This is a genomic window from Rhodococcus sp. P3_B8, from assembly GCF_056402775.1.
This window is the reverse complement of sequence record NZ_JBFUGT010000011.1, coordinates 1-25,311: the sequence shown is the minus strand read 5'-3', so window position 1 is coordinate 25,311 and position 25,311 is coordinate 1. Positions and strand designations below refer to the sequence as shown.

General features: G+C 67.9%; 26 protein-coding genes and 1 riboswitch. Of the genes, 13 read left to right on the top strand and 13 right to left on the bottom strand.

Features of this window, described 5'->3' with window-relative positions:
• The first annotated feature begins 29 nt into the window (after positions 1–29).
• Positions 30–971, top strand: coding sequence for a DUF5996 family protein (locus tag AC1D1G_RS07145; protein ID WP_283354781.1), 942 nt, complete (start codon positions 30–32; stop codon positions 969–971).
• 11 nt (positions 972–982) lie between these two features.
• Here the strand turns inward: AC1D1G_RS07145 and AC1D1G_RS07140 are convergent, their stop codons facing one another.
• The 3 genes from AC1D1G_RS07140 to AC1D1G_RS07130 all read right to left on the bottom strand — a co-directional run bounded on the left by AC1D1G_RS07140 (position 983) and on the right by AC1D1G_RS07130 (position 2,484).
• A complete protein-coding gene (locus AC1D1G_RS07140; RefSeq protein WP_280779113.1) occupies positions 983–1,777 on the bottom strand; it encodes a CbtA family protein in 795 nt (264 codons plus the stop codon).
• Positions 1,768–1,962: a CbtB domain-containing protein gene (locus tag AC1D1G_RS07135; RefSeq protein WP_005244930.1), complete on the bottom strand. Its 195-nt coding sequence runs from the start codon at positions 1,960–1,962 to the stop codon at positions 1,768–1,770. The genes AC1D1G_RS07140 and AC1D1G_RS07135 overlap by 10 nt, the downstream gene beginning before the upstream one ends.
• A 23-nt stretch (positions 1,963–1,985) precedes the next feature.
• Positions 1,986–2,118: riboswitch (cobalamin riboswitch) on the bottom strand.
• Between the two features lie 51 nt (positions 2,119–2,169).
• Positions 2,170–2,484 (bottom strand): antibiotic biosynthesis monooxygenase family protein, encoded by a 315-nt coding sequence (locus AC1D1G_RS07130; protein ID WP_005262175.1) that lies wholly within the window; start codon positions 2,482–2,484, stop codon positions 2,170–2,172.
• A 32-nt stretch (positions 2,485–2,516) separates the two neighbouring features.
• On the opposite strand from AC1D1G_RS07130, the gene AC1D1G_RS07125 reads away from it, so the two are divergent.
• Entirely contained in the window at positions 2,517–3,272 is a 756-nt protein-coding gene (locus tag AC1D1G_RS07125) for an alpha/beta fold hydrolase (protein ID WP_477951591.1), read from the top strand.
• Between the two features lie 12 nt (positions 3,273–3,284).
• Here AC1D1G_RS07125 and AC1D1G_RS07120 read toward each other — a convergent pair whose 3' ends face one another.
• Positions 3,285–4,163 carry an HhH-GPD family protein gene (locus tag AC1D1G_RS07120; RefSeq protein WP_477951590.1) on the bottom strand — a complete coding sequence of 293 codons (879 nt, stop codon included), beginning with the start codon at positions 4,161–4,163 and terminating at the stop codon, positions 3,285–3,287.
• Between the two features lie 100 nt (positions 4,164–4,263).
• Between AC1D1G_RS07120 and AC1D1G_RS07115 the strand changes: the two genes are divergently transcribed.
• Together AC1D1G_RS07115 and AC1D1G_RS07110 are read left to right on the top strand one after the other, a co-directional pair.
• Positions 4,264–4,890, top strand: coding sequence for a carbonic anhydrase (locus tag AC1D1G_RS07115; RefSeq protein ID WP_005244926.1), 627 nt, complete (start codon positions 4,264–4,266; stop codon positions 4,888–4,890).
• A 59-nt stretch (positions 4,891–4,949) separates the two neighbouring features.
• Complete coding sequence (locus AC1D1G_RS07110; RefSeq protein ID WP_283334946.1) at positions 4,950–5,714, top strand: hypothetical protein; 765 nt, start codon at positions 4,950–4,952, stop codon at positions 5,712–5,714.
• Here the strand turns inward: AC1D1G_RS07110 and AC1D1G_RS07105 are convergent.
• From AC1D1G_RS07105 to AC1D1G_RS07095, 3 genes are read right to left on the bottom strand one after another with little or no spacing between them, the layout of a single operon-like run.
• Positions 5,707–6,669, bottom strand: coding sequence for an asparaginase (locus tag AC1D1G_RS07105; RefSeq protein ID WP_477951589.1), 963 nt, complete (start codon positions 6,667–6,669; stop codon positions 5,707–5,709). The two genes, AC1D1G_RS07110 and AC1D1G_RS07105, sit on opposite strands and share 8 nt — an antisense overlap.
• Before the next feature lie 15 nt (positions 6,670–6,684).
• Positions 6,685–8,130 (bottom strand): amino acid permease, encoded by a 1,446-nt coding sequence (locus AC1D1G_RS07100; RefSeq protein ID WP_280779097.1) that lies wholly within the window; start codon positions 8,128–8,130, stop codon positions 6,685–6,687.
• Positions 8,127–9,575 (bottom strand): aspartate ammonia-lyase, encoded by a 1,449-nt coding sequence (locus AC1D1G_RS07095; RefSeq protein WP_477951588.1) that lies wholly within the window; start codon positions 9,573–9,575, stop codon positions 8,127–8,129. The genes AC1D1G_RS07100 and AC1D1G_RS07095 overlap by 4 nt, the downstream gene beginning before the upstream one ends.
• Positions 9,576–9,793: 218 nt before the next feature.
• On the opposite strand from AC1D1G_RS07095, the gene AC1D1G_RS07090 reads away from it, so the two are divergent.
• Positions 9,794–10,510, top strand: coding sequence for a FadR/GntR family transcriptional regulator (locus AC1D1G_RS07090; RefSeq protein WP_280779095.1), 717 nt, complete (start codon positions 9,794–9,796; stop codon positions 10,508–10,510).
• A gap of 15 nt (positions 10,511–10,525) precedes the next feature.
• Here AC1D1G_RS07090 and disA read toward each other — a convergent pair whose 3' ends face one another.
• On the bottom strand, positions 10,526–11,611 hold the full coding sequence (disA, locus tag AC1D1G_RS07085) for a DNA integrity scanning diadenylate cyclase DisA (protein ID WP_009477522.1): 1,086 nt from the start codon (positions 11,609–11,611) through the stop codon (positions 10,526–10,528).
• 85 nt (positions 11,612–11,696) lie between these two features.
• Here disA and AC1D1G_RS07080 point away from each other — a divergent pair, with 85 nt between their 5' ends.
• Entirely contained in the window at positions 11,697–12,260 is a 564-nt protein-coding gene (locus tag AC1D1G_RS07080; RefSeq protein WP_317570778.1) for a PaaI family thioesterase, read from the top strand.
• 20 nt (positions 12,261–12,280) lie between these two features.
• Here AC1D1G_RS07080 and radA read toward each other — a convergent pair whose 3' ends face one another.
• A complete protein-coding gene (gene radA / locus AC1D1G_RS07075; protein WP_280779094.1) occupies positions 12,281–13,663 on the bottom strand; it encodes a DNA repair protein RadA in 1,383 nt (460 codons plus the stop codon).
• 46 nt (positions 13,664–13,709) lie between these two features.
• Complete coding sequence (locus tag AC1D1G_RS07070) at positions 13,710–14,342, bottom strand: copper chaperone PCu(A)C domain-containing protein (protein ID WP_477951587.1); 633 nt, start codon at positions 14,340–14,342, stop codon at positions 13,710–13,712.
• A gap of 263 nt (positions 14,343–14,605) precedes the next feature.
• On the opposite strand from AC1D1G_RS07070, the gene carD reads away from it, so the two are divergent.
• The 6 genes from carD (at position 14,606) to AC1D1G_RS07040 (ending at position 20,015) form a co-directional block, all read left to right on the top strand.
• Positions 14,606–15,094, top strand: coding sequence for an RNA polymerase-binding transcription factor CarD (carD, locus tag AC1D1G_RS07065; RefSeq protein WP_005262216.1), 489 nt, complete (start codon positions 14,606–14,608; stop codon positions 15,092–15,094).
• 18 nt (positions 15,095–15,112) lie between these two features.
• Positions 15,113–15,793 carry a 2-C-methyl-D-erythritol 4-phosphate cytidylyltransferase gene (gene ispD, locus AC1D1G_RS07060; RefSeq protein ID WP_280779090.1) on the top strand — a complete coding sequence of 227 codons (681 nt, stop codon included), beginning with the start codon at positions 15,113–15,115 and terminating at the stop codon, positions 15,791–15,793.
• Positions 15,793–16,269, top strand: coding sequence for a 2-C-methyl-D-erythritol 2,4-cyclodiphosphate synthase (gene ispF, locus AC1D1G_RS07055; protein WP_105419436.1), 477 nt, complete (start codon positions 15,793–15,795; stop codon positions 16,267–16,269). Before ispD ends, ispF begins: the two co-directional genes overlap by 1 nt.
• Before the next feature lie 11 nt (positions 16,270–16,280).
• Positions 16,281–17,675 carry a cysteine--tRNA ligase gene (gene cysS, locus AC1D1G_RS07050; protein WP_280779089.1) on the top strand — a complete coding sequence of 465 codons (1,395 nt, stop codon included), beginning with the start codon at positions 16,281–16,283 and terminating at the stop codon, positions 17,673–17,675.
• Positions 17,676–17,677: 2 nt separating this feature from the next.
• Positions 17,678–18,646 carry a 23S rRNA (guanosine(2251)-2'-O)-methyltransferase RlmB gene (gene rlmB / locus AC1D1G_RS07045; protein WP_283334941.1) on the top strand — a complete coding sequence of 323 codons (969 nt, stop codon included), beginning with the start codon at positions 17,678–17,680 and terminating at the stop codon, positions 18,644–18,646.
• Positions 18,647–18,818: 172 nt separating this feature from the next.
• Positions 18,819–20,015, top strand: a complete 1,197-nt coding sequence (locus AC1D1G_RS07040; RefSeq protein ID WP_477951586.1) for a fatty acid desaturase family protein — start codon at positions 18,819–18,821, stop codon at positions 20,013–20,015.
• Positions 20,016–20,019: 4 nt separating this feature from the next.
• Here AC1D1G_RS07040 and AC1D1G_RS07035 read toward each other — a convergent pair whose 3' ends face one another.
• From AC1D1G_RS07035 to AC1D1G_RS07025, 3 genes are all read right to left on the bottom strand, one after another.
• Positions 20,020–20,901 (bottom strand): 5-oxoprolinase subunit C family protein, encoded by an 882-nt coding sequence (locus AC1D1G_RS07035; protein WP_283334939.1) that lies wholly within the window; start codon positions 20,899–20,901, stop codon positions 20,020–20,022.
• A 57-nt stretch (positions 20,902–20,958) separates the two neighbouring features.
• Positions 20,959–22,056, bottom strand: coding sequence for an alanine dehydrogenase (ald, locus tag AC1D1G_RS07030; protein ID WP_477951585.1), 1,098 nt, complete (start codon positions 22,054–22,056; stop codon positions 20,959–20,961).
• Positions 22,057–22,269: 213 nt separating this feature from the next.
• Positions 22,270–23,877, bottom strand: coding sequence for a PucR family transcriptional regulator (locus AC1D1G_RS07025; protein ID WP_477951584.1), 1,608 nt, complete (start codon positions 23,875–23,877; stop codon positions 22,270–22,272).
• A 132-nt stretch (positions 23,878–24,009) separates the two neighbouring features.
• Here AC1D1G_RS07025 and mmsA point away from each other — a divergent pair.
• On the top strand, positions 24,010–25,311 hold a 1,302-nt coding region (gene mmsA / locus AC1D1G_RS07020; protein ID WP_477951583.1), incomplete at its 3' end, for a CoA-acylating methylmalonate-semialdehyde dehydrogenase.

Here is a 25,311-nt window from a genome sequence, read left to right as displayed (position 1 = left end):
GAAATGCACGTCGTCGGCAGGGAGGCACTGTGCGTGAGCAGACACGATCAGGAGATGCGTGGCCGGCGTTGAAGGTGGACGACTGGACGTCGACGCGGAACACCCTGCACATGTGGACGCAGATCGTCGGGAAGATCCGCTTGGCCCACGCACCGCTGATCAACCACTGGTGGCAGGTCCCGCTGTACGTGAGCCCCCGCGGTCTCACGACGTCGACGATTCCGTACGGCACCGACTGTTTCGACATCGAATTCGACTTCGCCGATCATCGACTGGTGATCCGCACCAGCACGGGCGGTACCGGGACGGTTGCCCTCGAACCGAAGTCGGTGGCCGAATTCTATGCCGAGACGATGGACACGCTGGCCGAGCTGGGTGTGGCGACGACCATTCTGGCCCGGCCCAACGAGGTGGACCCCGCCGTCCCGTTCGCGGAGGACACGCAGCACTGTTCGTACGACGGTGAGTCGGTGCACCAGTTCTGGCGGCAGCTTGTGCAGGCCGACCGCGTCCTGCACGAGTTCCGTTCCCATTTCATCGGGAAGGTCAGTCCCGTGCACTTCTTCTGGGGTGCGCTCGACCTGGCCTGTACGCGGTTCTCCGGACGAACAGCACCGACTCACCCTGGGGGAGCGCCGAACTGCGGGGACTGGGTGATGGTCGAGGGCTACTCGCACGAGCTGAGCAGTTGCGGTTTCTGGCCCGGCGGTGGCGTCGAAGGCGCGTTCTACGCGTACGCCTACCCGGAGCCGGACGGGTTCGCCGACTACCCGGTCGGGCCCGACGGAGCCTTCTACAGCAAGGAGAACGGGCAGTTCCTGCTGCCGTACGAGACCGTCCGCACCGCAGACGATCCCGATGCCGCACTGCTGAAGTTCCTGCACAGCACGTACGACGCGGCCGCCGAGCGGGGTGCCTGGGACCGGGCCGCCCTGGAGGCGGACCCGGCCCGATGGGACAAATCCCGCTGACGCCCTGTGGGTCAGGCGGCGTTCGCCGGCGCGGGCGCCGTGGCCCGGGTGGCGCGCTCCGTGAGGAACGCGAATGCCAGTCCGAGAACCAGCCACAACGTGGCCTGCGTCGCGAGGGACGACAGCCGGAACTGCCACAGCAGCACTGCGGGGAAGTCGTCGCCCACTTCGTTGACGGTGGGCAGCACGAGGTAGCCGATGGTCACCACCACGAGGAAGGCGAGAACCGGCGCCGCGATTCGCACCGACAGGAATTCCTGCGCTGCGACGGCCTTCGCCGCGAAGACGGAGGCCACCACCGCGAGCAGACCCAGGACGACGGCGGCGAGCCACAGCCAGGTGCGCTGAGTGATCGTTTCGGGGTCTCCGACAGCCGGCGGGTTGGCGGGGTACTTGAAGAACGGCACCGCCTCGATTGCCAACCAGCCCAATGTGGCCAATGTCAGACCGAGCAGCGGTCCGGACAGCGTCGTCACTCGACGTGCGTAATTCGCGACGACGGCGAAGATCGCTCCCAGAGCCAGGCCCGCGAGGGACGTGGCGAGGAACAGCCCGAAGCGCTGTCCGTCACGGCTGACCAGTGCGTCTTCCTCGTCGTGCGAGTGCCCGGCCGGCTCGGCTGCCTGAGTGGCGTCGTGCGAGTGGACTTCGGCTTCGGCAGCGCTGTTCGACTCTTCGATCGCGATGGCCGCATCGATGTGCGACTCACCGAGGACGAACGCGACGCCACCGGCCAGGATGCCTGCGATCAGGCCGGCCAGCAGACCGCGGATGAGGAGTTTCGCGAAGGAATCGGTCAGTGGCATGGCAGACCCAGGAGGTGGCGGCCGTCGTGCATCAGTTCATGCATGTACATGCCACTGCGCGAAATCGCGCCCTGGTCGAAACCAACGAGGTAAAGAGCGAGCATCGCGAACAGAACGATCGCGAAAGAGATGACGGCGAGACGGGTCGTGTCGACCGACGAGCCGGGTGCGTAGGCGAGTGCCATAGTTCCTCCTGGGATTTCGCGTCCCCTAGGTCCAGGCGATGGCCGCAGTATCTGGCTGTCGAGGTGGCTCCCGTGAAGGACTACTCCGATTTACAGTGGCGCGACCGCTCCGGGATTGCACCGGATTCCTGCCGAACCATCGCTTTGTCCTGCGAACTTTTGCACCCGGCGGGCCGTCGTGTCAATCCTCCCGCTCGGCCCCGTCTCTCAGCCCTTGTTCGCTGCCGCGACGTCGAGAACGACCTCGAACTCGAGCAGCGAAGCTCCGGACGCCACCGGCTTCTTCTGCTCACCCGCGTGCGCTTCTCTGGCCGGACCGTCGCGCCACGCCGCGAATGCCTCTTCGCTCTCCCACTGGGTGACGACGAAGTAGCGGTTCTCGCCCTTGACGGGGCGCAGAAGCTGGAATCCGAGGAAGCCGGGGGAGTTCTCCACGGCGTGCGCGCGCGCTGCGAAGCGCTTCTCGAGTTCGGGGCCTGCACCCTCGGGGATTTCGATTGCGTTGATCTTCACCACTGCCATGCGGGCGAGATTACTCCGCTAGCGTCGGAGGGGTGGCAGGTGAGAGTGCGGTGCACGACGAGGGTGGGACGGGACAGCCGATTCTGCTGCTGCACGGGCTGATGGGCAGCGCGCGGACCTGGGGGCGGCACGTGCCGTGGTTGCGTGAGCACGGCCACGTCTTCACGTTCGACGCCGCAGGTCACGGCAGGCCCGAACCGTCGCGGTTGACGACGGAAGCGTTCGTGGAAGACCTGGCCGCCGCACTCGCGCCCTTCGCCGAGCCGTGGGTGGTGATCGGCCATTCGATGGGCGCCCTGCACGCGTGGTGCCTTGCGGCCGAACACCCCGAGAAGGTATCGGCGCTCGTGCTCGAAGACATGGCCCCCGACTTCCGGGGCCGGACCGCCGCGGACTGGGCGGCGATGATCTCGAACTGGCCGCAGCCGTTCGCGACCCGGGAAGACCTGTTCGAGTTCTTCGGTCCGGTTGCCGGACAGTACTTCCTGGATTCTTTCGAGAAGCGCGCCGACGGCTGGTACCTGCACGGGGATGTCGACACGTTCCGCGACATCTCCGAGGAGTGGGGCGACAGGCACTTCTGGGACCAGTGGGCGTCGATCACGGTTCCGGCCCTGCTGATCGAGGGGGAGTTCACGATCACCCCAGACGGTCAGATGCGGACCATGGCCGAGCGGCATCCCGGCGCCGAGTACGTCCGCATCGAGCAGGCCGGGCACCTCGTCCACGACGACCAGCCGGAGCAGTACCGGAATGTGGTCGAGGAGTTCCTCGACGGGCTCGGCTGAGCCGCCCGGCCGCTAACTCCCCTCTCCCGCCAGGGCGAAGAGTCCGTCGTCGGTCTGCTCGACGAGTCCGTCGATCAGCAGGGAGTGGAGGGCGCGGTCGCGTTGGCCCGGATCGCCCGGCCACACCTGGTCGAGCCGCACGCGTTCGACCGGGGCGGAGCTTTCACGGAGCACGGCCATGAGCTTGCCGCGCACCTGACGGTCGGTGCCGGCGAATTTCTGGACCTTCCGGCGCTCACCGGTGTGCGCGGGACGTCCGGCATCCACCCAGGCGCAGCTGGGGAGCGGGCAGCGGGCGCATTCGGGGGAGCGTGCGGTGCACACGGTGGCCCCGAGTTCCATCAGGGCCGCGGAGAACGTGGCGGCCCGCGCGCGGGTGCGGGGGAGCAGCGCGGACACGTCGGCGAGGTCACGCGTCGTCGAGGGATTTCCCGGCTCGGCGCGTCCGTGCACTGCCCTGGCGACCACTCGCCGGACGTTCGTGTCGACGACGGGGACCCGCTGTCCGTAGGCGAAGCAGGCGACGGCGCGCGCTGTGTAGGGGCCGATACCCGGCAGGCCGAGGAGAGTGTCGACGTCGCCGGGAACCACGTCGCCGTGTTCGGAGGCCAGCACGCCTGCGCACTCGTGGAGCCTCAGCGCGCGACGCGGGTAGCCGAGTTTGCCCCATGCGCGCAGTACGTCGGCCTGGCTCGACGCGGCCATGCGGGACGGGACGGGCCAGCGCCGCACCCATTCCTCCCAGATCGGGGCCACTCGGACGACGGGCGTCTGCTGCAGCATGATTTCGCTCATCAGGATGTGCCAGGCGGTGACGCCGTCGCGGCGCCACGGCAGATCCCGGGCCTGTACGTCGTACCAGTTGATCAGCGCGGAGGAGTCAACGGCCACTTCGTCCTCACAAGTCCCTTCGTTCACGGGGGAAACAGATTTTCCGCGGTCGTCACACTCCCGTCGCGACGGTGCGACACGCCCGGTGCACAATGATCCCATGCCTAATTCCAACCCCGTGTCCGCGTGGAAGGCCCTGCGTCAGGGTAACGACAGATTCGTGAGCGGTACCTCGCTCCATCCCAGCCAGGGCATCGCCGATCGCGCGAAGCTCGTGGGCGGCCAGCACCCCACGGCCGTCCTGTTCGGATGCGGAGACTCCCGCGTCGCCGCCGAGATCATCTTCGACCAGGGTCTGGGCGACATGTTCGTCGTCCGCACCGCCGGTCACGTGATCGACGACGCCGTGCTCGGGTCCATCGAGTACGCAGTCGGCGTGCTGAACGTGCCGCTCATCGTCGTGCTCGGTCACGACAGCTGCGGTGCCGTCAAGGCGACGCTCGACGCCCTCGACGACGGCAACGTGCCGCCCGGATTCATCCGCAGCATCGTGGAACGGGTCGCGCCGTCGATCCTCATGGGACGCCGAGAGGGACTCAGCACCGTCGACGAACTCGAGGGCCGCCACGTGGTGGAGACCGGGGCCCTGCTCATGCAGCGGTCGCGCATCATCGCGGAGAAGGTGGAGAGCGGCGCGTGCGCCATCGCGGGTGTCACGTACAAGCTGTCCGACGGTCGCACCCACCTGCAGGGCGCCGTCGGTGACATCGGTGAGCTCACGGACTGACCGCGACACGCCGCACCCGCTGAGCCGTTGCCGCGCGACGCCGAACTACCGTTGACGTCGTGCTGGAACCGAATGGACCGTTGCCCCCCGAGATTTACTGGCGCCGCAGGGCGCTGGCGATCGGCGGCGCCATCGTCGTGTTGCTGCTCGTGGTGTGGTTGATCAACTCACTTCGTGGTGGCAGTGACTCCGAGACGGATCCGGCGGCAGCGAGTTCCTCGTTGACCACTCCTGTGTCGATTTCCCCGACAGCCTCGGGTTCGTCCACGTCCAGTGGCGGATCAGGCGGTTCCGGTGGCGGCGGCGGTGGCGCCGCTGCCGCCGGCGGGGAGGCCTCCTCGGGCACGTCCGGTTCGTCCGGGGCGTCGAGCAGCGGTGCCTCGAGCAGCGCTGCTCCGAGCGGTCAGCCGGTCGCTGCGGGACAGTGCCCGGACCAGTCGCTGGCCATCAAGGTGGCCGCCGACAAGCCGACGTACCTGGCGGGTGAGGAGCCGAGCTTCACGACGGTCGTCACCAACATCGGCACCACACCGTGCGAACGTGATCTGGGCAGCAGCCTCCAGCAGGTGCTCGTCTACACGATCGACGGTGCCGTGCGGCTGTGGTCCAACATCGATTGCTTCCCGCAGTCCGCGGCCGACGTTCGGACCCTCGCGCCCGGCGAGCAAGCTCAGTTCACCGTGAAGTGGTCGGCCAAGACGTCCGCTCCCGACTGCCTGACGCAACCGGAACCCCAGCGCGATCCGGTGGGGCCCGGTGCGTACACCGTGGTCGGCCAGCTCGGTCAGCTCCGCAGCGCGCCGGAGCCGTTCAACCTCAGCTGATCCTCGGTGCGGGGTCGATGCGTGAGCGTCGATCGAATTCCTTGTCGAGGTCGGTGTGCTCGGGGTCGGTGAGCAGCGCCGCGAGGAGGATGCGGGCCTGACCTGCTCTGAGGTCGGTGGAGAACAGTGCACCCGCCGAGACGAGGTCGTGCCCGCCGCCCCCACCGCCGTACGTGGCGGAGGTCGGGCCGTTCGGCACGCGGGTGGTGACCACGACCGGGATCCCGGCGGACGCGCAGTCCCGCACCGCCTCGACGATCGCCGGGTTCGCATTTCCGGATCCGAGCCCGTCGAGCACCAGCCCCTGGGCACCGGCGGCTCGGCACGCGTCGATCTGGACGCGGTCGGCCCCTGGATAGGCGGCGACGATGTCGACGCGGGTTCCGGAGATCGGATGCCACGGCAGTGGATCGAGACTTCGCTGCGGGGTGGCACCGGCGGGGTGGACGGATCGGAACGCGTCGAGGGATGTCGTGTCGACCTTCCGCGTACCCGACGCCCGGTGCAGGGCGCCTCCGAACGCGATGATCACACCCGCTCCGCGCAGAGCGGGGTCCGATCCCGCGGCGACCGCGTCGGCCAGATTGGCCTGGGCATCGGATTCCGGGTGGTCGAACGTGCGTTGCGCACCCGTGAACACCACCGGCCGCGGGTCGGCGTGGTGAAGGTCGACCAGGAAAGCGGTCTCCTCCATGGTGTCGGTTCCGTGGAGCACGACTACCGCGTCGAGATCGGGATCGCGCAGTTCCGCGGTGACGGCGTCGCGCACCCGGTCCATATCGGCGAATGTGATGCTCGAACTGTCCTTCGACATCACGTCGACGACACGGAGTTCCGTCCCGGTCCACGCACTGCCCAGCAGGTCCGGGCCGGTGACCACCGGCCTGCTGACACCCTGCCCGTCCCGCCTGCTGGCGATGGTGCCTCCGGTGGTGACGATGGCGACTTTCGGCACTGTTGTCCTCTCTCGCTATCCGGTCGGGCGGTCCGAGGCCAGGGTGCGGATGCGGTTCCGCGCGCCGAACCAGCCGATCACCAACAGTGGAGCGATGATCGCGATGGACCCGACGGTCCAGGTTCCGACGGGGTGATCGAACGCCATCAGTATGACGACGCACGCGAGGAAGGCCAGCGTCAGGAGCCCGGTGTAGGGGGCGCCGAACATCCGGAAACCGGGCCGGGTGAGTTTCCCTTCCTTGGCGAATTTCCACAGTTTCAACTGGCACAGCACGATCACGGCCCAGGCGCTGATGATCCCGAGCGCGGCGAGGTTCAGCACGATCTCGAACGCCTGCGCGGGGACGACGGCGTTGAGTCCGACGCCGAGCAGGATGACGAATCCGGTGAGGGCGATGCCGCCGTACGGCACTCCTGCCTTGTTCATCCGGGCGGCGAACGAGGGTGCGGATCCGGCCATGGCCATCGAGTGCAGAATTCGGCCGGTGGAATACAGGCCCGCGTTGAGCGAGGACAGCGCGGCCGTGAGCACCACGAGGTTCATGATCGCGTCGGCGCCCTGCACGTTGATGGAGCCGAAGAACGTGACGAACGGGCTCTCGCCGGCGTGGTACTCGGTATAGGGGAGCAGCAGCGACAGCAGCAGGACGGACCCGACGTAGAAGACCAGGATCCGGATGATGACCGTGTTGATCGCCTTGGGGATGACCTTCTGTGGGTTCTTCGTCTCGCCCGCAGTGGTTCCCACGAGTTCGATCGAGGCATAGGCGAAGACGACGCCCTGGATCACCACGACGGCGGGCAGGATTCCGTTGGGGAAGAGTCCGCCGTTGTCGGTGATCATGCTGAAGCCCGACGAATGTCCTTCGAGCGGCGTTCCGAACAGTACGAAGTAGATGCCGAAGCCGAGGAACGCGGCGAGAGCGACGACCTTGATGAGGGCGAACCAGAACTCCAGTTCACCGAACACCTTGACGGAGACGAGATTCAGCCCGAGGACCAGTACGACTGCGGCGAGGGCGAAGACCCATTGGTCGACGTTCCCGAGCGGTGCCCAGTACTTCTTGAAGAAGTTCATGTACAGCGCGACGGCGGTGACGTCGACGACTGCCGTCATCGCCCAGTTCATCCAGTACAGCCAGCCTGCGGCGAAGGCCATCTTCTCGCCGAAGAATTCGCGCGAGTACGACACGAACGACCCGGAGGTGGGGCGGTGCATGACGAGTTCGCCCAGCGCCCGCAGGATCAGGAAGGCGAAGAAGCCGCAGAGGGCGTAGACGAGCACGAGTGCGGGGCCGGCCTGCTGGAGGCGTCCGCCCGCGCCCATGAACAGGCCGGTACCGATCGCTCCGCCGATCGCGATCATCTGGATCTGTCTGGGGCCGAGCGCTTTCCGGTAGCCGAGGTCTTCCTCGACGAAGATGTCGGCGCCGGAGGTGTCGTCCTTCTCGATCGTCACGAGACCACCTCCGCGGCAGCGGCGACGGGTGTCTGCCGTGGCGAACCGGTCGCTCTCAAGTTGGCGAGATGCTCGGGGCTGAGGAGGCGGTCGAGTTCTTCACGGTCGAGCAGACCGGCCTCGATCACGAGGTCGGCGACCCGGCGGCCGGAGACCAGCGCTTCCTGCGCGATCCGGGTCGAGGCGGTGTAGCCGATGTACGGGTTGAGCGCGGTGACGAGTCCGATGGAGTCCTCGACCCGGGCACGCAGCAGATCGGTGTTGGCCGTGATGCCGAGAACGCAGCGGTCGGCCAGGATCCGGCAGGCGGCGCCGAGGTGGCGCATCCCCTCGGACAGGGAGTGCACGATGATCGGTTCGAACGCATTGAGCTGGAGCTGCCCGGATTCGGCGGCCATCGTGATGGTGACGTCGTTGCCGATGACCTCGTAGGCCACCTGGTTGAGGACTTCCGGGATCACCGGATTGACCTTGCCTGGCATGATCGACGAACCGGCCTGTACCGGTGGAAGATTGATCTCGTTCAGGCCCGCGCGCGGCCCCGACGACAGCAGGCGGAGGTCGTTGCACACCTTCGACAACTTGACCGCGATCCGCTTGAGCACCCCCGAGAGGTGGACGAACTGACCGACGTCCTGGGTTGCCTCGACCAGGTCCGTGGCCAGGACGAGGGGGAATCCGGTGAGTTCCCGCAGCGTGTCGCACGCTGCCTCGGCGTAGCCGGCGGGTGCGTTCAGGCCTGTGCCGATCGCGGTGGCGCCGAGGTTGATCTCGTGGACGAGGAGAGCGGCCTCGTCGAGGCGGGTGCGGTCCTCGTCGATCATCACCGAGTAGGTGGCGAACTCCTGGCCGAGCGTCATCGGCACCGCGTCCTGGAGTTGGGTGCGCCCCATCTTCACGGTGTCGGTGAACTCGACCGCCTTGGTCGCGAAGGCCTCCTGCAGGACGCGCATCGCGTCGAGCAGGTCGTCGATCGCGAAGATCGTCGCGATGTTGACCGCGGTGGGGTAGACGTCGTTGGTCGACTGGCTGAGGTTCACGTGCTCGTTGGGATGGAGCTCCGCGTATTCCCCGCGCCCGTGGCCGAGGATCTCGAGTGCCCGGTTGGCGATCACCTCGTTGGCGTTCATGTTGGTCGACGTCCCGGCGCCGCCCTGGATGACGTCGACGACGAACTGCTCGTGCCAGCGGCCGTCGACGATCTCCCGGCACGCCTGCCCGATCGCGTCGGCCCGGCGGTGGTCGAGGATCCCGAGCTTCTCGTTCGCCGTTGCCGCGGCCCATTTGACGTAGGCGAGCCCGCGGATCAGATACGGGTTGGTGGAGATCGGCCGGCCGGTGATGGGGAAGTTCTCCACGGCCCGCAGCGTGTGGATTCCCCAGTAGGAATCCGCAGGCACTTGGCGGTCGCCGAGCAGATCGTGTTCTGTTCGCGTTTCGAGCACTTGATCATTCCTCACGGGGATTCGCGCGAGCCGTTGCTCTGCACGGATGCGGTGGACGGAGTCTGCTGCTCGAAGAGGTAGATTTCTCGGTCGAGCCACCCGGCTATCCACCTGCCAGGCTGTCAGACAGGTGTAATTGTTACCTCGCTCACTTGCAGGCGTCAACCCCGGGGTGTCCCGTATTGACGCTGCGGGTGGGGCGTGAGCAGAATATCCCCATGAACCTGTCAGACAGCTGGGCAGCCAGGCGTCCTGTGACGGCGCGGGTCAGCGCCGCGGAGGCGGTGCTCGCGGATCTTCGTGACGCGATCACGTCGGGTGAGCTGTCGGTCGGTGAACGACTTCCGTCCGAGGCGTCCCTCGCGGCGCGGCACGGGGTCAGCCGGTCGGTGATCCGGGAGGCGTTGCGGTCGTGCCATGCGCTCGGGCTCACGGAGACGAAGTCGGGCCTCGGGACGTTCGTCGTCAGCGATTCGATCGCTCGCGACCTCGACTTCGGGAACTACGCGGCCAACGAACTCGTCGAGGCGCGCCCGCACGTGGAGATTCCCGCCGCCGGATGGGCGGCGCAGCGGCACACCGCCGAAGACCTGGCCGCCCTGCGCGGCCTGGTGGATCAGATGCGGGACGAGGACGATCCCCTCGTGTGGGTGTCCCTGGATGCGCAGTTCCACGCGTTCATCGCCCGGACGAGCCGGAACCGGGTGTTCGAATCCGTGATCGTCGATATTCGCGAGGCCCTCACCCGGCAGTCCGAGACGCTGAATCTCGTTGCGGGGCGGCAGCAGAAGTCGAACGACGAGCACGACCGGATCGTGGAGGGCATCGCCTCCGGAAGCTACGACAAGGCCGCCCGCGCCATGGCCGAACACCTGGACGCCGTCCGGGTCGCACTGGAATCCGTGGTCGGAGAAGCAGGCCCGGACCGCCGGTAAGGACGAAGACAAGCCCTAGTCGTACGGCCCCGAGATCGACGTCTCGGCGAGCCGGGACAGGCCCTCGCGGATGTGCCGGGCCCACAGCCCGCCGATCCCCTCCACCGACTGCAGGTCGGCGGCGGTTGCGGCGAGAAGTGACTGCAGCGTCCCGAACGAGCCGACGAGCCGGTGAATCTGGTTGAACTGCAGTCGGGGAACGCGGGTGAGGACGCGGTAGCCGCGAGGACTCATCGGCGCCTCGAGCGCTTCGATGGTGCCCGGATAGCCGAACGCCCGGGCCAGCGTCGTGAGGTCGAGAAGGTCTGCGTCCGTGATCCTGTCGAGCGCGGAGAGCGACTTCGCGACATCCTCGGCGGGCGCCGGGCCGGTGCCGGCCAGGTAGTCGCGCACGATGAGTTCCCTCGCCACGTCGTTGTCGCCGACGAGTTCCTCGAGTTGCAGGGCGAGCTGACGCCCGTCCGTGCCGAGTTCKAGCACGTCCTGCTCGATCTCGACGGACACCCGCCGCACCATCTCCAGTCGCTGCACCACGGTCAGGGCGTCGCGGAGCGTGACGAAATCCTCGATCTCGACCACCGACAGCTGGCGGGTCACCTCGTCGAGCCGCGCCTTGTACCGCTCGAGGGTGGCCACCGCCTGATTGGCACGGGACAGGATCGTGGCGGACCCGTCGATGACGTGCCGGATGCCACCGACGTACACGCTGACGATGCTCATCGACTGGCTGACCGACACCACGGGGTACCCGGTCTGCATGGCAGTCCGCTCGGCGGCGCGGTGACGCGTGCCGGACTCGACGGTCGGGATCTTGTGGTCGGGGACCAGCTGGACGTTGGCGCGCACGATGCGGGACCCGTCGGTGGACAGGACCACGGCGCCGTCCATCTTCGACAGCTCACGCAGGCGGGTCGGCGCGAACTCCACGTCGAGCTCGAAGCCGCCGTCGCAGATCTCTTCCATCTGCTCGTCGTAGCCGAGGACGATCAGTGCGCCCGTGCGACCGCGCAGAATGCGCTCCAGGCCGTCGCGAAGTGCTGTTCCGGGAGCCAGCCGGGCTATCGTTTCGCGCAGCGCAGACGACGACTCGGCATCGTTCATCGCGCAATACTCCCGCTGAGGTAGACGTCACTTGTCGGGGACCGCCGCGGAAACACGTCCGGACCCGCGTTTAGATTACCTATCCATGAGTAGTACCTGGACTTTGCCCGACGACCTGACCCTGCCCGCACCGGTCGGCAGCTTCCCCGCCGCAGGTCAGCCCGTGCCGCAGCACTGGTCACGGTGCTTCGGGTGYGGCGACCAGTCGCCTGCCGGGATGTCGATGAGCTTCACGGCCGGGGAGGGGCTCGACGTGTGGGGCCGGCTCGAGGTGGCACCCCGCTACCAGGGCGGTCCGGGAGTGATCCACGGGGGCATCCTCTCGACCGCGTTCGACGAGGCGCTGGGCATGGTGTGCCGATCGATCGTCGACGGTCCGGTGGTCACGGGTCATCTCGAGATCGACTTCGCCAGGCCCATCCCGCTGGGTTCKGTCCTCGAATTCCACGCGCGCATCGACGGATCGATCCGCCGCAAGGTGTATGCGAGCGCCGAGGCGCGCATCGTCGAGGGGCCGACGGCCGACCCCGACGTGGTGGTGGCGACGTCGCGGGGGCTGTTCCTCACCGTCACCGCCGAGCACTTCGAGAAGACCAAGGATTTCGTGGACGGCGTGCCGGAGCGCCCGTTCGGCACGTCGTCGATCTGAACGACACCTCGATCCGACCGTCACCGCAGTGACGCGATGGCGGCCCCCAGGTTCCCGACCTCGGTGACCTTCATGCCCTTCGGGGCCGCCCCGGAGTCGAGGGGAACGATGGCGCGGGTGAATCCGAGGCGGAATGCCTCCGCGAGCCTGCGCCCGACGCCGGGTACCCGGCGGACCTCGCCGGCCAGTCCCACTTCGCCGAGGATCACCAGTCCATCCGGAACGGGCTTGTCCTTCACCGCGGACGCGACGGCGAGGGCCAGCGCGAGATCGGCGGACGGTTCGGTCATCCGCATTCCGCCGACGGTGGCCGCGTAGACGTCGTTCTTCGCGATCGGCACCCCGCACCGGCGGTCGAGCACGGCCAGGACCATGGCCACGCGGGCGCTGTCGAGCCCGCTCACGGCACGCCGGGGTGCGGGCATGGACGTGGCGGCCACGAGGGCCTGCACCTCGCCGAGGAGGGGCCGTTTGCCGTCCATCATGACGGTGACGGCGGTTCCGGGAACGGCCTCGGCGCGGTGGTGGAGGAACAGTCCGGACGGGTCGCTGATGCCGGCGATGCCGTCTTCCCGCAGTTCGAAGCAACCGACCTCGTCGGCGGCGCCGAAACGGTTCTTGACGCCGCGCACCATCCGCAGCGTGGAGTGCTTGTCGCCCTCGAAGTGCAGCACCACGTCGACGAGATGCTCGAGCGACCGTGGTCCGGCGACCGCGCCGTCCTTGGTGACGTGGCCGATGAGGAGCACCGGCACGCCGCTGGCCTTCGCGAGGGAGGTGAGGGCGCTGGTGACCGCCTTCACCTGGGTGACTCCGCCGACCACGCCGTCGACGTCCGCGGCCAGCATGGTCTGCACGGAGTCGACGATCAGCAGGGTGGGACGCACCTGCTCCACGTGGCCGAGGATGGTCGCGAGGTCGGATTCGGCGGCGAGGTAGACCCGCTCGTGGACGGCGCCGGTGCGGTCGGCGCGCAGTCGCACCTGTCCGGCGGATTCCTCACCGGTGACGTAGAGGGACCGGTCGTCCGGGCCGCGGCGTGCCCACTGGTGGACTACCTCGAGGAGGAGGGTGGACTTGCCGACGCCGGGTTCGCCGGCGAGGAGAACGACGGAACCGGGCACCACGCCGCCGCCGAGAACACGATCCAGTTCGTCGATGCCCGTGGGCTTGGCGCGGGTGGACGTGCTGTCGATCCGCGTGATCGGAGTGGCCGGGGTGGACGGAAGTACCGCTCCGGCCCCGGCTTTCGCGAGCGAGGCGCCGGGGCGGCTCGCGACGGACGCGACGATCGGGGCCTCGTCCATCGATCCCCAGCTACCGCACTCGGGGCACCGGCCGACCCATTTGGGAACCGTGCACTGGCACGACGAGCAGCGGAAGCTGGTTTTGAGTTTGGCCACCGGGCCAGCCTAGGTATCGGGTCCGACAGCGGACCCGATACGGCTGCTAGTGTCCGCCGCCCTCGGCTTCGGATCCGGGCGACGTGTCGGAGACGTGGCGCTCGGTCTCGTGGCCCGCGTCGACGGGAACGGACACGGTGACGTCGCCGGCCTTCTCGAACGCGAACGTGACGGGGAAGGTGAGGCCCGGGCGGACGCCCTCCTTCAGACCGTCCAGGGTGACGAGGACGACGTCGGCCGGTGCGTCGGCACTGGCGTCCTTCTGGCCCGCGGCCTCGGCGCCCTCAGCGGCTTCCTCGCCCGGCAGTCCGGCGACGAGCGCGGTCTGCGGAGCGATCTCCAGGCCGCCCGCCTTGTCGCCGAGGGTGACGGACCGCGCGAAGTCGGTGCTGATCCGGGTCAGCTTGTCCGGGGTGTCCTCGTTGTTGTTGATCGCGGTGAACGCGAGGACGGCATTGCCGCCCGGCTCGAGGCTGTACTCGGCGGAGTTGGGGTAGACCACGTGCACGTTCCGCAGGGCGATCGAGCCGACGTTCGCGCTGTTGCCGTTGACCGCGGCGACCTGACTCGACGTCTGAGTGATCTGGCCCGCGCTGCAGGCGGACAGCACGAGTGCTGCGCCGGCAGCGAGAGCGACGGCGGTAGCGACTCGGCGAGTCGACTTGTCGAGAGCAGTCACGAGTTGTCCTCCGGTGTCAGGTTCGCACTTCAACTAGGCAGAGTAGTAGTTCGTCCGCGTGGCCTGCTCGCTGGGTACTCACAATGGTTGTCTGCGTGCGGTTTCGGCGCTGGAGAACCGCCCGATCGGGGTGTCCGGAATGCACGTATCGGGGACCCTGTCAACCCCTACGGTCAGGCCATGATGCCCCTGACCTGCACCGTTGATGCGACCAGCTTCCGGACACGTGTTAAACTCGAATGATCGAAAGGGGCACGGGACAGATGATTTTTAAGGTCGGAGACACCGTCGTATACCCCCATCACGGTGCGGCGCTGATCGAAGCAATTGAAACCCGCACCATCAAGGGTGAGCAGAAGGAATATCTCGTTCTCAAGGTTGCTCAGGGCGATCTCACCGTACGGGTTCCCGCAGACAACGCAGAGTACGTGGGCGTACGCGACGTCGTCGGCCAGGAAGGTCTCGACAAGGTCTTCCAGGTACTGCGGGCACCGCACACCGAAGAACCCACCAACTGGTCACGCCGCTACAAGGCGAATCTCGAAAAGCTCGCGTCAGGTGACGTCAACAAGGTCGCCGAGGTCGTTCGGGACCTGTGGCGTCGTGAGCAGGATCGCGGCCTGTCCGCAGGAGAGAAGCGCATGCTCGCGAAGGCGCGGCAGATTCTTGTCGGCGAGCTTGCACTGGCCGAAGGCACCGACAGCGACAAGGCCGAGACCATCCTCGACGAGGTCCTCGCGGCCGCGTCCTAGACAGTCGCGATACACGCAGTGGCCGACGGAAAAGGTCCTGTAGTCGCGCTGGTTCCCGCCGCAGGTCAGGGAGTGCGTTTGGGCGAGAACAAGCCTAAGGCATTCGTTGATCTGGGTGGGACGACCATGCTGACACGCGCGGTCGACGGGCTCCTGCAGTCGGGGGCTGTCGACCGCGTCGTCGTGATCGTTCCGGAGGAGCTCGTCGAGTCGACGCGAACCCTCCTTCCCGGTGAGGTCACCGTCGTGGCCGGCGGCAGTGAGCGGACCGATTCGGTTCGCGCCGGACTCGCCGTCGCGGACGACGCAGAATATGTGCTCGTCCACGACGCCGCCCGTGCGCTCACGCCACCGTCGCTCATCGCGCGGGTGGTCGCGGAGCTGCGGTGCGGCCGCAACGCGGTCATCCCCGTCCTGCCGGTGACGGACACCATCAAGACCGTCGACGTTCTCGGCGCGGTCACCGGCACCCCCGAACGGTCCGAACTGCGGGCCGTGCAGACGCCGCAGGGTTTCACCGCGGAACTGCTCCGGCGCGCCTACGCCGCCGCCGACGGCATCGCCACCGACGACGCCGGCCTGGTGGAGCGCCTCGGGGAACGGGTGCGCAGCATCGTCGGAGAACCCACAGCATTCAAGATCACCACGCCGCTGGACCTCGTGCTGGCCCGCGCGCTGGTGGAAGAGGGAGCGCACTAGTGCGAGTCGGAATCGGGACGGACGTCCACCCGATCGAGCAGGGACGGCCGTGCTGGATGGCCGGCCTGCTGTTCGAGGACGAGAACGGCTGCGCGGGTCACTCCGACGGCGACGTGGCCGTTCACGCACTCTGCGACGCCCTGCTCTCCGCCGCCGGACTCGGCGATCTCGGCTCCGTCTTCGGAACCGGGCGGCCCGAGTGGTCCGGGGTGAGCGGTGCCGCGATGCTCGCCGAGGTACGCCGTCTCCTCGACGAGGACGACTTCGACGTCGCCAACGCCGCGGTCCAGGTGATCGGGAACCGGCCGAAGATCGGCCCACGCCGAAACGAGGCGCAGAAGGTGCTGAGCGACATTCTGGGCGCGCCGGTTTCGGTGTCCGCGACCACCACGGACGGGCTCGGGCTCACCGGGCGCGGCGAGGGGATCGCCGCCATGGCCACCGCGTTGGTCATTCCCGGTCGAAGCGCCAGGTAGGATCGCTGGTCGTGACCCTGCGCCTATTCGACACCGAGACGCGGGCCTTGCGTGACTTCGTTCCGCTGGCCCCTGGACACGCATCGGTGTACCTGTGTGGCGCCACGGTGCAGGGCGACCCCCATATCGGCCACGTACGCAGCGGCGTCGCATTCGACGTGCTGCGGCGGTGGCTGCTCGCCCACGACTACGACGTGGCGTTCGTCCGCAACGTCACGGACATCGAAGACAAGATCCTGAACAAGGCTGCGGAGGCGGGCAGGCCGTGGTGGGAGTGGGCCGCCACGTTCGAGCGGTCCTTCACCTGGGCTTATCAGCAGCTGGGCGTGCTGCCGCCGTCCATCGAGCCGCGGGCCACCGGGCACGTCACGCAGATGGTCGAGATGATGCAGCGCCTCATCGACAACGGCCATGCGTACGCGGCGGGCGGGGACGTCTACTTCGACGTCCGCAGCTACCCCCGGTACGGCAGCCTGTCGGGGCACAAGCTCGACGACGTCCACCAGGGCGAGAGCGCAGGCGAATGCAAGCGCGATCCCCGCGACTTCACGCTGTGGAAGGCGGAGAAGCCGGGCGAGCCGTCGTGGCCGACGCCGTGGGGCCGGGGCCGTCCGGGTTGGCACCTCGAATGCTCCGCGATGGCCGAGTTCTACCTCGGCGCCGCGTTCGACATCCACTGCGGTGGTCTGGACCTGGTGTTCCCGCACCACGAGAACGAGATCGCGCAGGCCAAGTGCGCCGGCGACGACTTCGCGCAGTACTGGCTGCACAACGGCTGGGTCACCATGGGTGGCGAGAAGATGTCGAAGTCGCTCGGCAACGTTCTCTCGGTGCCGAACGTGCTGAAAAAGGTTCGCCCGCAAGAGCTTCGCTACTACCTGGGCAGTGCCCACTACCGGTCGATGCTCGAATACTCCGACACCGCGCTCGACGAGGGGGCCGCGGCGTTCCGTCGGATCGAGTCGTTCGTCCTGCGTACGCAGGAGCGTGCCGGGGAGGTTCCGGTCGGCCTGTGGACCGAGGCGTTCGCTCGCGCGCTCGACGACGACCTCGCCGTCCCCGCCGCGCTCGCCGAGGTGCACGGCAAGGTCCGCGAGGGCAACATCGCGCTCGATGGTGGAGACCTCGAGGGTGCGCGCGAGATCGCGTCGCAGGTCCGGGCCATGCTCGGAATCCTCGGCGTCGACCCGCTGGACGAGCACTGGACTCAGGAGACCGCGGACGCGTCCGCGGCAACCGATGCCCTGGACGTTCTGGTCCGGGCCGAACTCGAGCGCAGGCAGAGTGCCCGCGCCGAGAAGAACTGGGCTGTGGCCGACGAGGTGCGTGACCGTCTCATCCGGGCGGGCATCGAGGTCACCGATACCCCCAACGGGCCCGAGTGGTCTCTCAAGGCAGGACAGTAGTAATGGCTGGAAATTCGAGTAGGCGCGGAGCCATCCGCAAGGCCGGTACCAAGAAGGGGCAGGTCGCCGGTTCCGGTGGCCAGCGCCGCAAGGGGCTGGAAGGTCGCGGCGCCACCCCGCCCGCGGAGGCCCGCACCAAGCATCCCGCCGCCAAGCGCGCCGCCCGCGCAGCCAGGGACGCCGACAAGCAGCCCGGCCGCGGTCGTCAGACCGCCGGGCGCAAGGTGCTCGACGGCCCGGAGAACGTGCTGGGCCGCAACCCCGTCGTCGAGTGCCTGCGCGCCGGCGTCCCCGCGACCGCGCTGTACGTCGCGGTCGGGACCGAGAGCGACGATCGCCTGAAGGAATCCGTTCAGCGGGCGGCCGACGCGGGCATCTCCATCCTCGAGGTTCCCCGGACCGATCTCGACAGGCTCAGTGCCAACGGCATGCACCAGGGCATCGCGTTGCAGGTGCCGCCGTACCGCTACGCGCACCCCGACGACCTGATCGCGGAAGCGCGCAAGCACCAGGAGGCGCCGCTGCTCGTGGCCCTCGACAACATCACCGATCCCCGCAACCTCGGTGCCGTCGTGCGCTCGGTGGCCGCGTTCGGCGGTCACGGTGTCGTGATCCCGGAGCGTCGCAGTGCGTCGGTCACCGCGGTCGCGTGGCGGACGAGTGCCGGTGCGGCAGCCCGCCTGCCGATCGCCCGCGCCACCAATCTCACTCGCACGCTGAAGGATTGGGCGTCCAAGGGCGTTCAGGTGGTCGGTCTCGATGCGGGTGGCGACACCACACTCGACGAGTTCGACGGCAGCGGCCCCGTGGTGGTCGTGGTCGGCTCCGAGGGCAAGGGGTTGTCGCGTCTCGTCCGCGAGAATTGCGACGCCATCCTCAGCATCCCGATGGCAGGGCCCGTCGAATCGCTCAACGCGTCCGTCGCCGCGGGTGTCGTGCTCGCCGACATCGCCCGCCGTCGCCGCGGCTAGGCTGCGGAACCGCGAACAGCACGGCGTCCTCGGGGAAGCCCGCACAACCGGTAGCGGTCCGAGAGCGTCGCTGTCGACGCTGTCGGCACCTACCGTAGACCTACAGTGTTGACAGGCTGGTACCAGCGGCGTTCACTGAGATCATCAGTGGCCGCGAGGTTGGAGGCCGGTCATGGCAATCACCGATATCAAGGAGTACGCGCACCTCACCCAGCAGGACGTCGAGGCGCTCGGATTCGAACTCGACGCACTTCGCCGCGACGTCGCGGAGTCCCTCGGGGAGAAAGACGCGACGTACATCCGCCGCACCATCGCGTTCCAGCGCGTGCTCGACGGACTCGCGCGACTGGTCATCCACGGAAGCCGGACGACCACGGGCGTGGTTCTCGGTACGACGGCACTGGGTACGGCCAAGAGCATCGAGAACATGGAGATCAGCCACAACGTCTCGCACGGCCAGTGGGACTGGATGAACGATCCCGAGATCCACTCGAGCACCTGGGAGTGGGATCAGGTGGGGCCGTCGTCGCAGTGGAAGTATGCGCACAACTTCCGTCATCACAAGTACACCAACGTGCTCGGAATGGACGAGGACGTCGGGTTCGGCGTCATGCGGGTCACTCGTGATCAGGAATGGCGTCCGATCCACCTGCTGCAGCCGATCCAGAATCTCCTGCTCGCGGCGTCGTTCGAATGGGGCATCGCGCTCCACGATCTGCTTCCGCCCAGTGCCGAAGACAGGGCGAGTCGGCGTCTGCGTCCACCGGTGCGAGATCTGCTCGGCAAGATCGCGCGGCAGATGTGCAAGGACTACGTGCTGTTCCCCGTTCTCAGTGGGCGGCGGTGGCGACGAACGCTGAAGGCGAATCTCGTCGCCAACCTCCTGCGGAACGTGTGGTCGTACGTCGTGATCTTCTGCGGGCACTTCCCCGACGGAGCGGAGAAGTTCACGCTCGCGGAACTCGAGCACGAAAGCCGGGCCGAGTGGTATCTCCGCCAGATGCTCGGCACCGCGAACTTCCGGGCCGGCGCCGTCATGGCCTTCATGAGCGGCAACCTGTGCTATCAGATCGAGCACCACCTCTTCCCCGACCTTCCCAGCAATCGGTACGCCGAGATCTCGACCGCGGTGCGCGGCCTGTGCGAGAAGTACGACTTGCCGTACACCACTGGTTCGCTTGCGCGGCAGTACCTTCTGACGCTGCGCACCATTCACAAACTGGCGCTGCCCAACCGGTTCCTCCGGGCGACGTCCGACGACGCGCCGGAGACGGCCTCGGAAGTGAAGTTCCGTGGGCGGTCGGCGCTCGGCGCCGATCCCGTGACCGGACGCCTTCGTGGGCTCCGGACCGCCCTGGCCGCAAGATAGACCGTCACCGCGGAATGGTCGACGCCACCGTTCGGTGGAAGCGGACCCGGTGCCCGGGCCGCAACTGCGCGGCCACCGGCAGATCGGCCTCGGCCACCACGGCGATCACCGGATAGCCGCCGGTCACCGGATGATCGGCCAGGAACAGGATGGGCCGACCGTTGGGCGGCACCTGCAACGCCCCCGCCACCATCGCCTCGCTCGGCATCTCTTCCGTCACGGCGCGGTGTAGCGGTCCCGGACCCTCGAGCCGCGCTCCCACACGATTGGTGTCGGAGCTGACCGTCCACGTCTCGCGGAGAAGGGCTGCGACGGACGCTGGTGTGAACCAGTCGTCCCGCGGTCCGAGCCGGACACGCATCATCAGGGGATCCTCGGGAGCGACGGGTGGGGGGATGATCTCGTCCGCAGGCCAGTCGCCGGCATCTGCACCGACCAGCAGCCGATCACCGTCGGCGACGGGATCGGGGCCGATCCCCGACAGAGTGTCGGTGGACCGGCTCCCCATCACCGCGGGCACGTCGAAACCTCCGCGCACCGCCACGTAGCTGCGAAGTCCCTCCGACGCGAACGCGATCTCCAGCAGGTCGCCGGTAGCCAGGTGCAGCATCGTGTAGTCGGGCCGGGGTTCGGAGTTGACGGTGACGGGGCTGCGGGCGCCCGTAACGGCGACGGAGACGGTCCCGGCCGCACGCACCGCGAGCCCGCCCAGCGTGACCTCCAGCGTGGCTGCGCCGGAGTGGTTGCCCACCAACCTGTTTGCGCTGTCGTGCGCGTCTCGGTCGGCGGCACCCGACTCGCCGACCCCAATCGACGCGTAACCGGGGCGGCCCCGATCCTGCACGGTGGTGAAGGGTCCGGTGCGCACGACCTCGAGCCAAGCCATCGTTCGATTGTCCCGCATCCGCAGGTCTGCTGGATACGCTCTCGTCGGATCAGTCGCTCAGGAGACTGCGGTGTAGCCGTGCGCGGCAGCGACTTCGGTGGACAGCAGCTGTCCGTCGTGGGTGGACAGTCCCTCGGCGAGTCCGGGCACGGTCGCGGTGGCTTCCTTCCAGCCCTTGTCGGCGAGCGCGACGACGTAGGGGAGGGTGGCGTTGGTGAGGGCGTAGGTGGAGGTGCGGGGGACGGCGCCGGGCATGTTGGCGACGCAGTAGAAGACGGAGTCGTGGACCTGGTAGGTGGGTTCGGCGTGGGTGGTGGGTCGTGAGTCCTCGAAGCARCCGCCCTGGTCGATGGCGAYGTCGACSAGCACCGAGCCGGGCTTCATCCGCGAGACGAGGTTGTTGGAGACGAGGGTGGGGGCCTTGGCACCGGGGACGAGGACGGCGCCGATGACCAGGTCGGCGTCGAGGACGGCCTGCTCGAGTTCGAGGCTGTTGGACGTGATGGTCTTGACCTGGCCCTGGTAGAGCGCGTCGATCTCGCGGAGGCGGGCGATGGACAGGTCCAGGACGGTGACGTCGGCCTGCATGCCGTAGGCGATCGCGATCGCGTTCTTGCCGGAGACGCCGGCGCCGATGACGACGACCTTGGCGGGGCGCACACCGGGGACGCCGCCCATCAGGACGCCGCGGCCGCCGCCGTGGCGCATGAGGTGGTAGGCGCCGGCCTGCGGGGCGAGGCGTCCGGCGACCTCGCTCATCGGGGCGAGCAGCGGGAGGGAGCCGTCGGCGCCGACGACGGTCTCGTAGGCGATGGAGGTGGTCTTCGACGCGAGCAGGGCGTCGGTGCACTCCTTCGACGCCGCCAGGTGCAGGTAGGTGAACAGCACCTGGTCCTGGCGCAGGCGGGCGTATTCCTCGGCGATGGGCTCCTTGACCTTCAGCAGGAGGTCGGCAGTGTCCCATACCTGGTCGGCGGCCTGAAGGATCTGGGCGCCTGCGGCTTTGAAATCTTCGTCGGCGAAGGACGAGCCGATGCCTGCGCCGGATTCGATGACGACTTCGTGGCCGCGTTCGCTGAGTTCGTGGACACCGGCGGGGCTGATGGCCACGCGGTATTCGTGGTTCTTGATTTCGCGGGGGATGCCGATCTTCATGAGAGCTCCGTGCTGTCGAAAATTCGATTGGTAGGTGCCAATAGTGAAGAAAACGACCATTCATGCCAAGAGTTGTGAAGATAATTCTCAAAACGGCGGTGCTGGCTCGCGACTATTCGAATGCGGGCACCCTGAGTCGGTCCTCGTCGAACGATGTTCGGAGTGTGGCTCCGCCCCGTGAGTACTTATTAACCGCCCGACGTTAAGAAGTACTCACGGGTGGCGGAGCCGCAGGATCAGCATGGCCGTGTGCAGCGACGTCCGGGACTCGGCGTCGTCGAGGTCGACACCGAGCAGGCGCTGGATGGTAGCGAGTTTCGCGTAGAGCGTGGGGCGAGAGAGGTGGAGCTGTTTCGCGAGTTCCGTCTTGTTGCCACCGAGTTCGAGGAAGCTGCGCAGGACGTCGACGCTGTCGCCGCCGTGCCGCGCCTGATGCTCCAGCAGGCCGCGGAGTTCGGTCTCTGCGAAGGCCTGCACCCGCGGATCGGTCCGGATGAGGGCGAGGAGACCGCGCAACCGGATGTCGGCTGCACGGTGAAAGACCTTGTCGCCCGGTGGCAACGACAGCGCGACCTCGGCGATGTGAGCGGATTCCGTCAGGCCGCCCGCGGCGTCCAGGAGCCGGGTCGACTCGGGACCGACGCCGATCGTGCACTGCAGGACGCCGTCGAGCCGGGCGAGCGCGGCACGGATCGCCGTGCAGAGTTCGGGCAGCGCGTCGGGTGTGGACGCCGGTGGATGGGACAGGAGCACGTCGATCTGTCCGGCGCGGGTGTTCGCGGTGAGTGCGGTTTGCCGCGACGTCCGGACCGCGTGGCGGACGGCGTCCAGCATGTTCACTCGGCGTCGCTGCGCGAGAACCTGGTCGGCGCTGAGGGTTTCGCTGACCCGGACGGTCATCGGCAGGTAGGTTAGTGCCGGCCGGAGGCCGAGCGCATGGGCGCGCGCGGTCGCCTCGGCCTCGTCCTGGATGCGTCCGCGGCGGAGTTCGTCGACGAGTCCGCTCTGGGCCTGCTGCTCGAGTGCGGTCCGGTCCTGCTCGACCATGCGGTTCAGTGCGAGCGCCTGCGCGGCACGCTCGAGGGTCATCCGCGCCCGACCTTCGGCGGCGACGGGTCGGGGGGCGACGAGTCGTCCCCATCCCTGCCGATGTGCGCCGACGGGCGTCGTCGTCCACGACTCCGGACCGTCGACCGCGGTCTGGTGCGACACGGGCGTCAGCCGCGACCGACGTTCCCACTCGGCGAGGAGGTCCGCCGCCGTGGTCCCCTCCGCGGCGAACGCCAGTACCTGCCGGTTGAGGTCCTCGAGGACGATCGGGGCGCCGAGCATGCCGGCTGCGGCGTCGACGATCTCACCGAGCGACGCCCGTTTCATGCTCAGGTCGGTGAAGACCTCGTGCGCGTGCCGTGCGAAGGCGACCTCGTCGTACTGCTCCGCGACGATCGAGCGGTGTACTTCCTCGGTGACCTCGACGAACCGGATCTGACGGTGCAGTGCGATGACCGGAAACGACAGTCTGTCGGCGGCGCGCGCAACCCCGTCCGGCACGGTGTCGACGTGGACGCCGAGTTCGACGACGAGTCCGGCTGCGCCCGCCGCGGCCAGTCCCTCCAGGTACGCCACGCTCGACGAGTCGTCCGCGAGCGGCTGGCCGGTGGTGAGGACGAGTTCGCCACCCTGGAGGAGGTTCGACAGATCGGGTAGATCGCTGACGTGCACCCATCGGACCGGTCTGTCGAGCGGTCCGCCGCCGATCACCTCGGGTGTTCCCGCCTGCACGACCGGGAGCGCCAGGATGTCGACGATGGTGGGCTGCATTTACGCAGTGTAAATCAGAAGTCGGGATTCCTTACAGATCGTCGGGCTCCAGTGCCTGGTTGACGGACCAGAGTGAAGACATCGCACTTCGCGCGGAGTTTCCGCGTATCGGCTCTCTCGGTAAGGACACCCATGACACACAGCGACGGCGCAGCGCAGGCCCGGACCATCCAGCACTGGTTCGACAACAAGAGTTTCACGGGCACGAGCGGTAGCACCGCTCCGGTGACGAATCCGGCGACCGGTGCCGTCACCGGTCAGGTCGCCCTCGCCAGCGTCGAGGACGCCCGCGCCGTCATCGACGCCGCCGCCGCCGCGTTCCCCGCCTGGCGCGACACCTCCCTCGCCAAGCGCACCCAGGTGATCTTCACATTCCGGGAACTGCTCAACGCCCGCAAGSGCGAACTCGCCGAAATCATCACCGCCGAGCACGGCAAGGTCGTCTCCGACGCCCTCGGCGAAGTSTCCCGCGGCCAGGAAGTCGTCGAATTCGCCTGCGGCATCGCCCACCTGCTCAAAGGCGGCATGACCGAAAACGCCTCCACCAACATCGACGTCTCCTCCCTCCGCCAACCCGTCGGCCCGGTCGGSATCATCTCCCCGTTCAACTTCCCCGCCATGGTCCCGATGTGGTTCTTCCCCATCGCCATCGCCGCCGGCAACACCGTCGTCCTCAAACCGTCCGAGAAGGACCCGACCGCCGCGATCTGGATGGCCGAACTCTGGGCCGAGGCCGGACTCCCGGCCGGGGTGTTCAACGTGCTGCAGGGCGACAAGACCGCCGTCGACGAACTGCTCACCAACCCCGCGATCAAGGCGATCAGTTTCGTCGGCTCCACCCCCATCGCCCAGTACGTGTACGCCACCGGCACCGCCCACGGCAAACGCGTCCAGGCGTTGGGTGGGGCGAAGAACCACGCCATCGTCCTCCCGGACGCCGACCTGGACCTCGCCGCCGACGCCATGGTCAACGCCGGCTTCGGCTCCGCCGGGGAACGCTGCATGGCCATCAGTGCCCTGGTCGCGGTCGGCGACATCGCCGACGAGTTGGTCGCCAAGATCAAGGACCGCACCGACACGTTGAAGATCGGCGACGGCACCCACGAYTCCGACATGGGACCGCTGGTGACCAAGGTGCACCGCGACAAGGTCGCCTCCTACATCGACGCCGGCGAGAAGGACGGGGCCACGATCGTGGTCGACGGCCGACAGGTGCAGGCAAACGGCGGCAAGGACGGATTCTGGCTCGGCCCGACCCTGATCGACCACGTCACCACCGACATGTCCGTGTACACCGACGAAATCTTCGGGCCCGTCCTGTCCGTCATCCGCGTCGACTCCTACGACGAGGCCCTGGAACTGGTGAACTCGAGCCAGTTCGGCAACGGCACCGCCATCTTCACCAACGACGGCGGCGCCGCCCGGCGGCGGCGG

Bases quoted from the DNA above. Each gene is read 5' to 3' on its own strand.
- AC1D1G_RS07140 (WP_280779113.1), bottom strand. From the start codon at position 1,777: ATGCCACTGACCGATTCCTTCGCGAAACTCCTCATCCGCGGTCTGCTG.
- AC1D1G_RS07135 (WP_005244930.1), bottom strand. From the start codon at position 1,962: ATGGCACTCGCCTACGCACCCGGCTCGTCGGTCGACACGACCCGTCTC.
- AC1D1G_RS07130 (WP_005262175.1), bottom strand. From the start codon at position 2,484: ATGGCAGTGGTGAAGATCAACGCAATCGAAATCCCCGAGGGTGCAGGC.
- AC1D1G_RS07115 (WP_005244926.1), top strand. From the start codon at position 4,264: ATGCCTAATTCCAACCCCGTGTCCGCGTGGAAGGCCCTGCGTCAGGGT.
- AC1D1G_RS07090 (WP_280779095.1), top strand. From the start codon at position 9,794: ATGAACCTGTCAGACAGCTGGGCAGCCAGGCGTCCTGTGACGGCGCGG.
- carD (WP_005262216.1), top strand. From the start codon at position 14,606: ATGATTTTTAAGGTCGGAGACACCGTCGTATACCCCCATCACGGTGCG.
- rlmB (WP_283334941.1), top strand. From the start codon at position 17,678: ATGGCTGGAAATTCGAGTAGGCGCGGAGCCATCCGCAAGGCCGGTACC.
- AC1D1G_RS07040 (WP_477951586.1), top strand. From the start codon at position 18,819: ATGGCAATCACCGATATCAAGGAGTACGCGCACCTCACCCAGCAGGAC.
- AC1D1G_RS07035 (WP_283334939.1), bottom strand. From the start codon at position 20,901: ATGGCTTGGCTCGAGGTCGTGCGCACCGGACCCTTCACCACCGTGCAG.
- AC1D1G_RS07025 (WP_477951584.1), bottom strand. From the start codon at position 23,877: ATGCAGCCCACCATCGTCGACATCCTGGCGCTCCCGGTCGTGCAGGCG.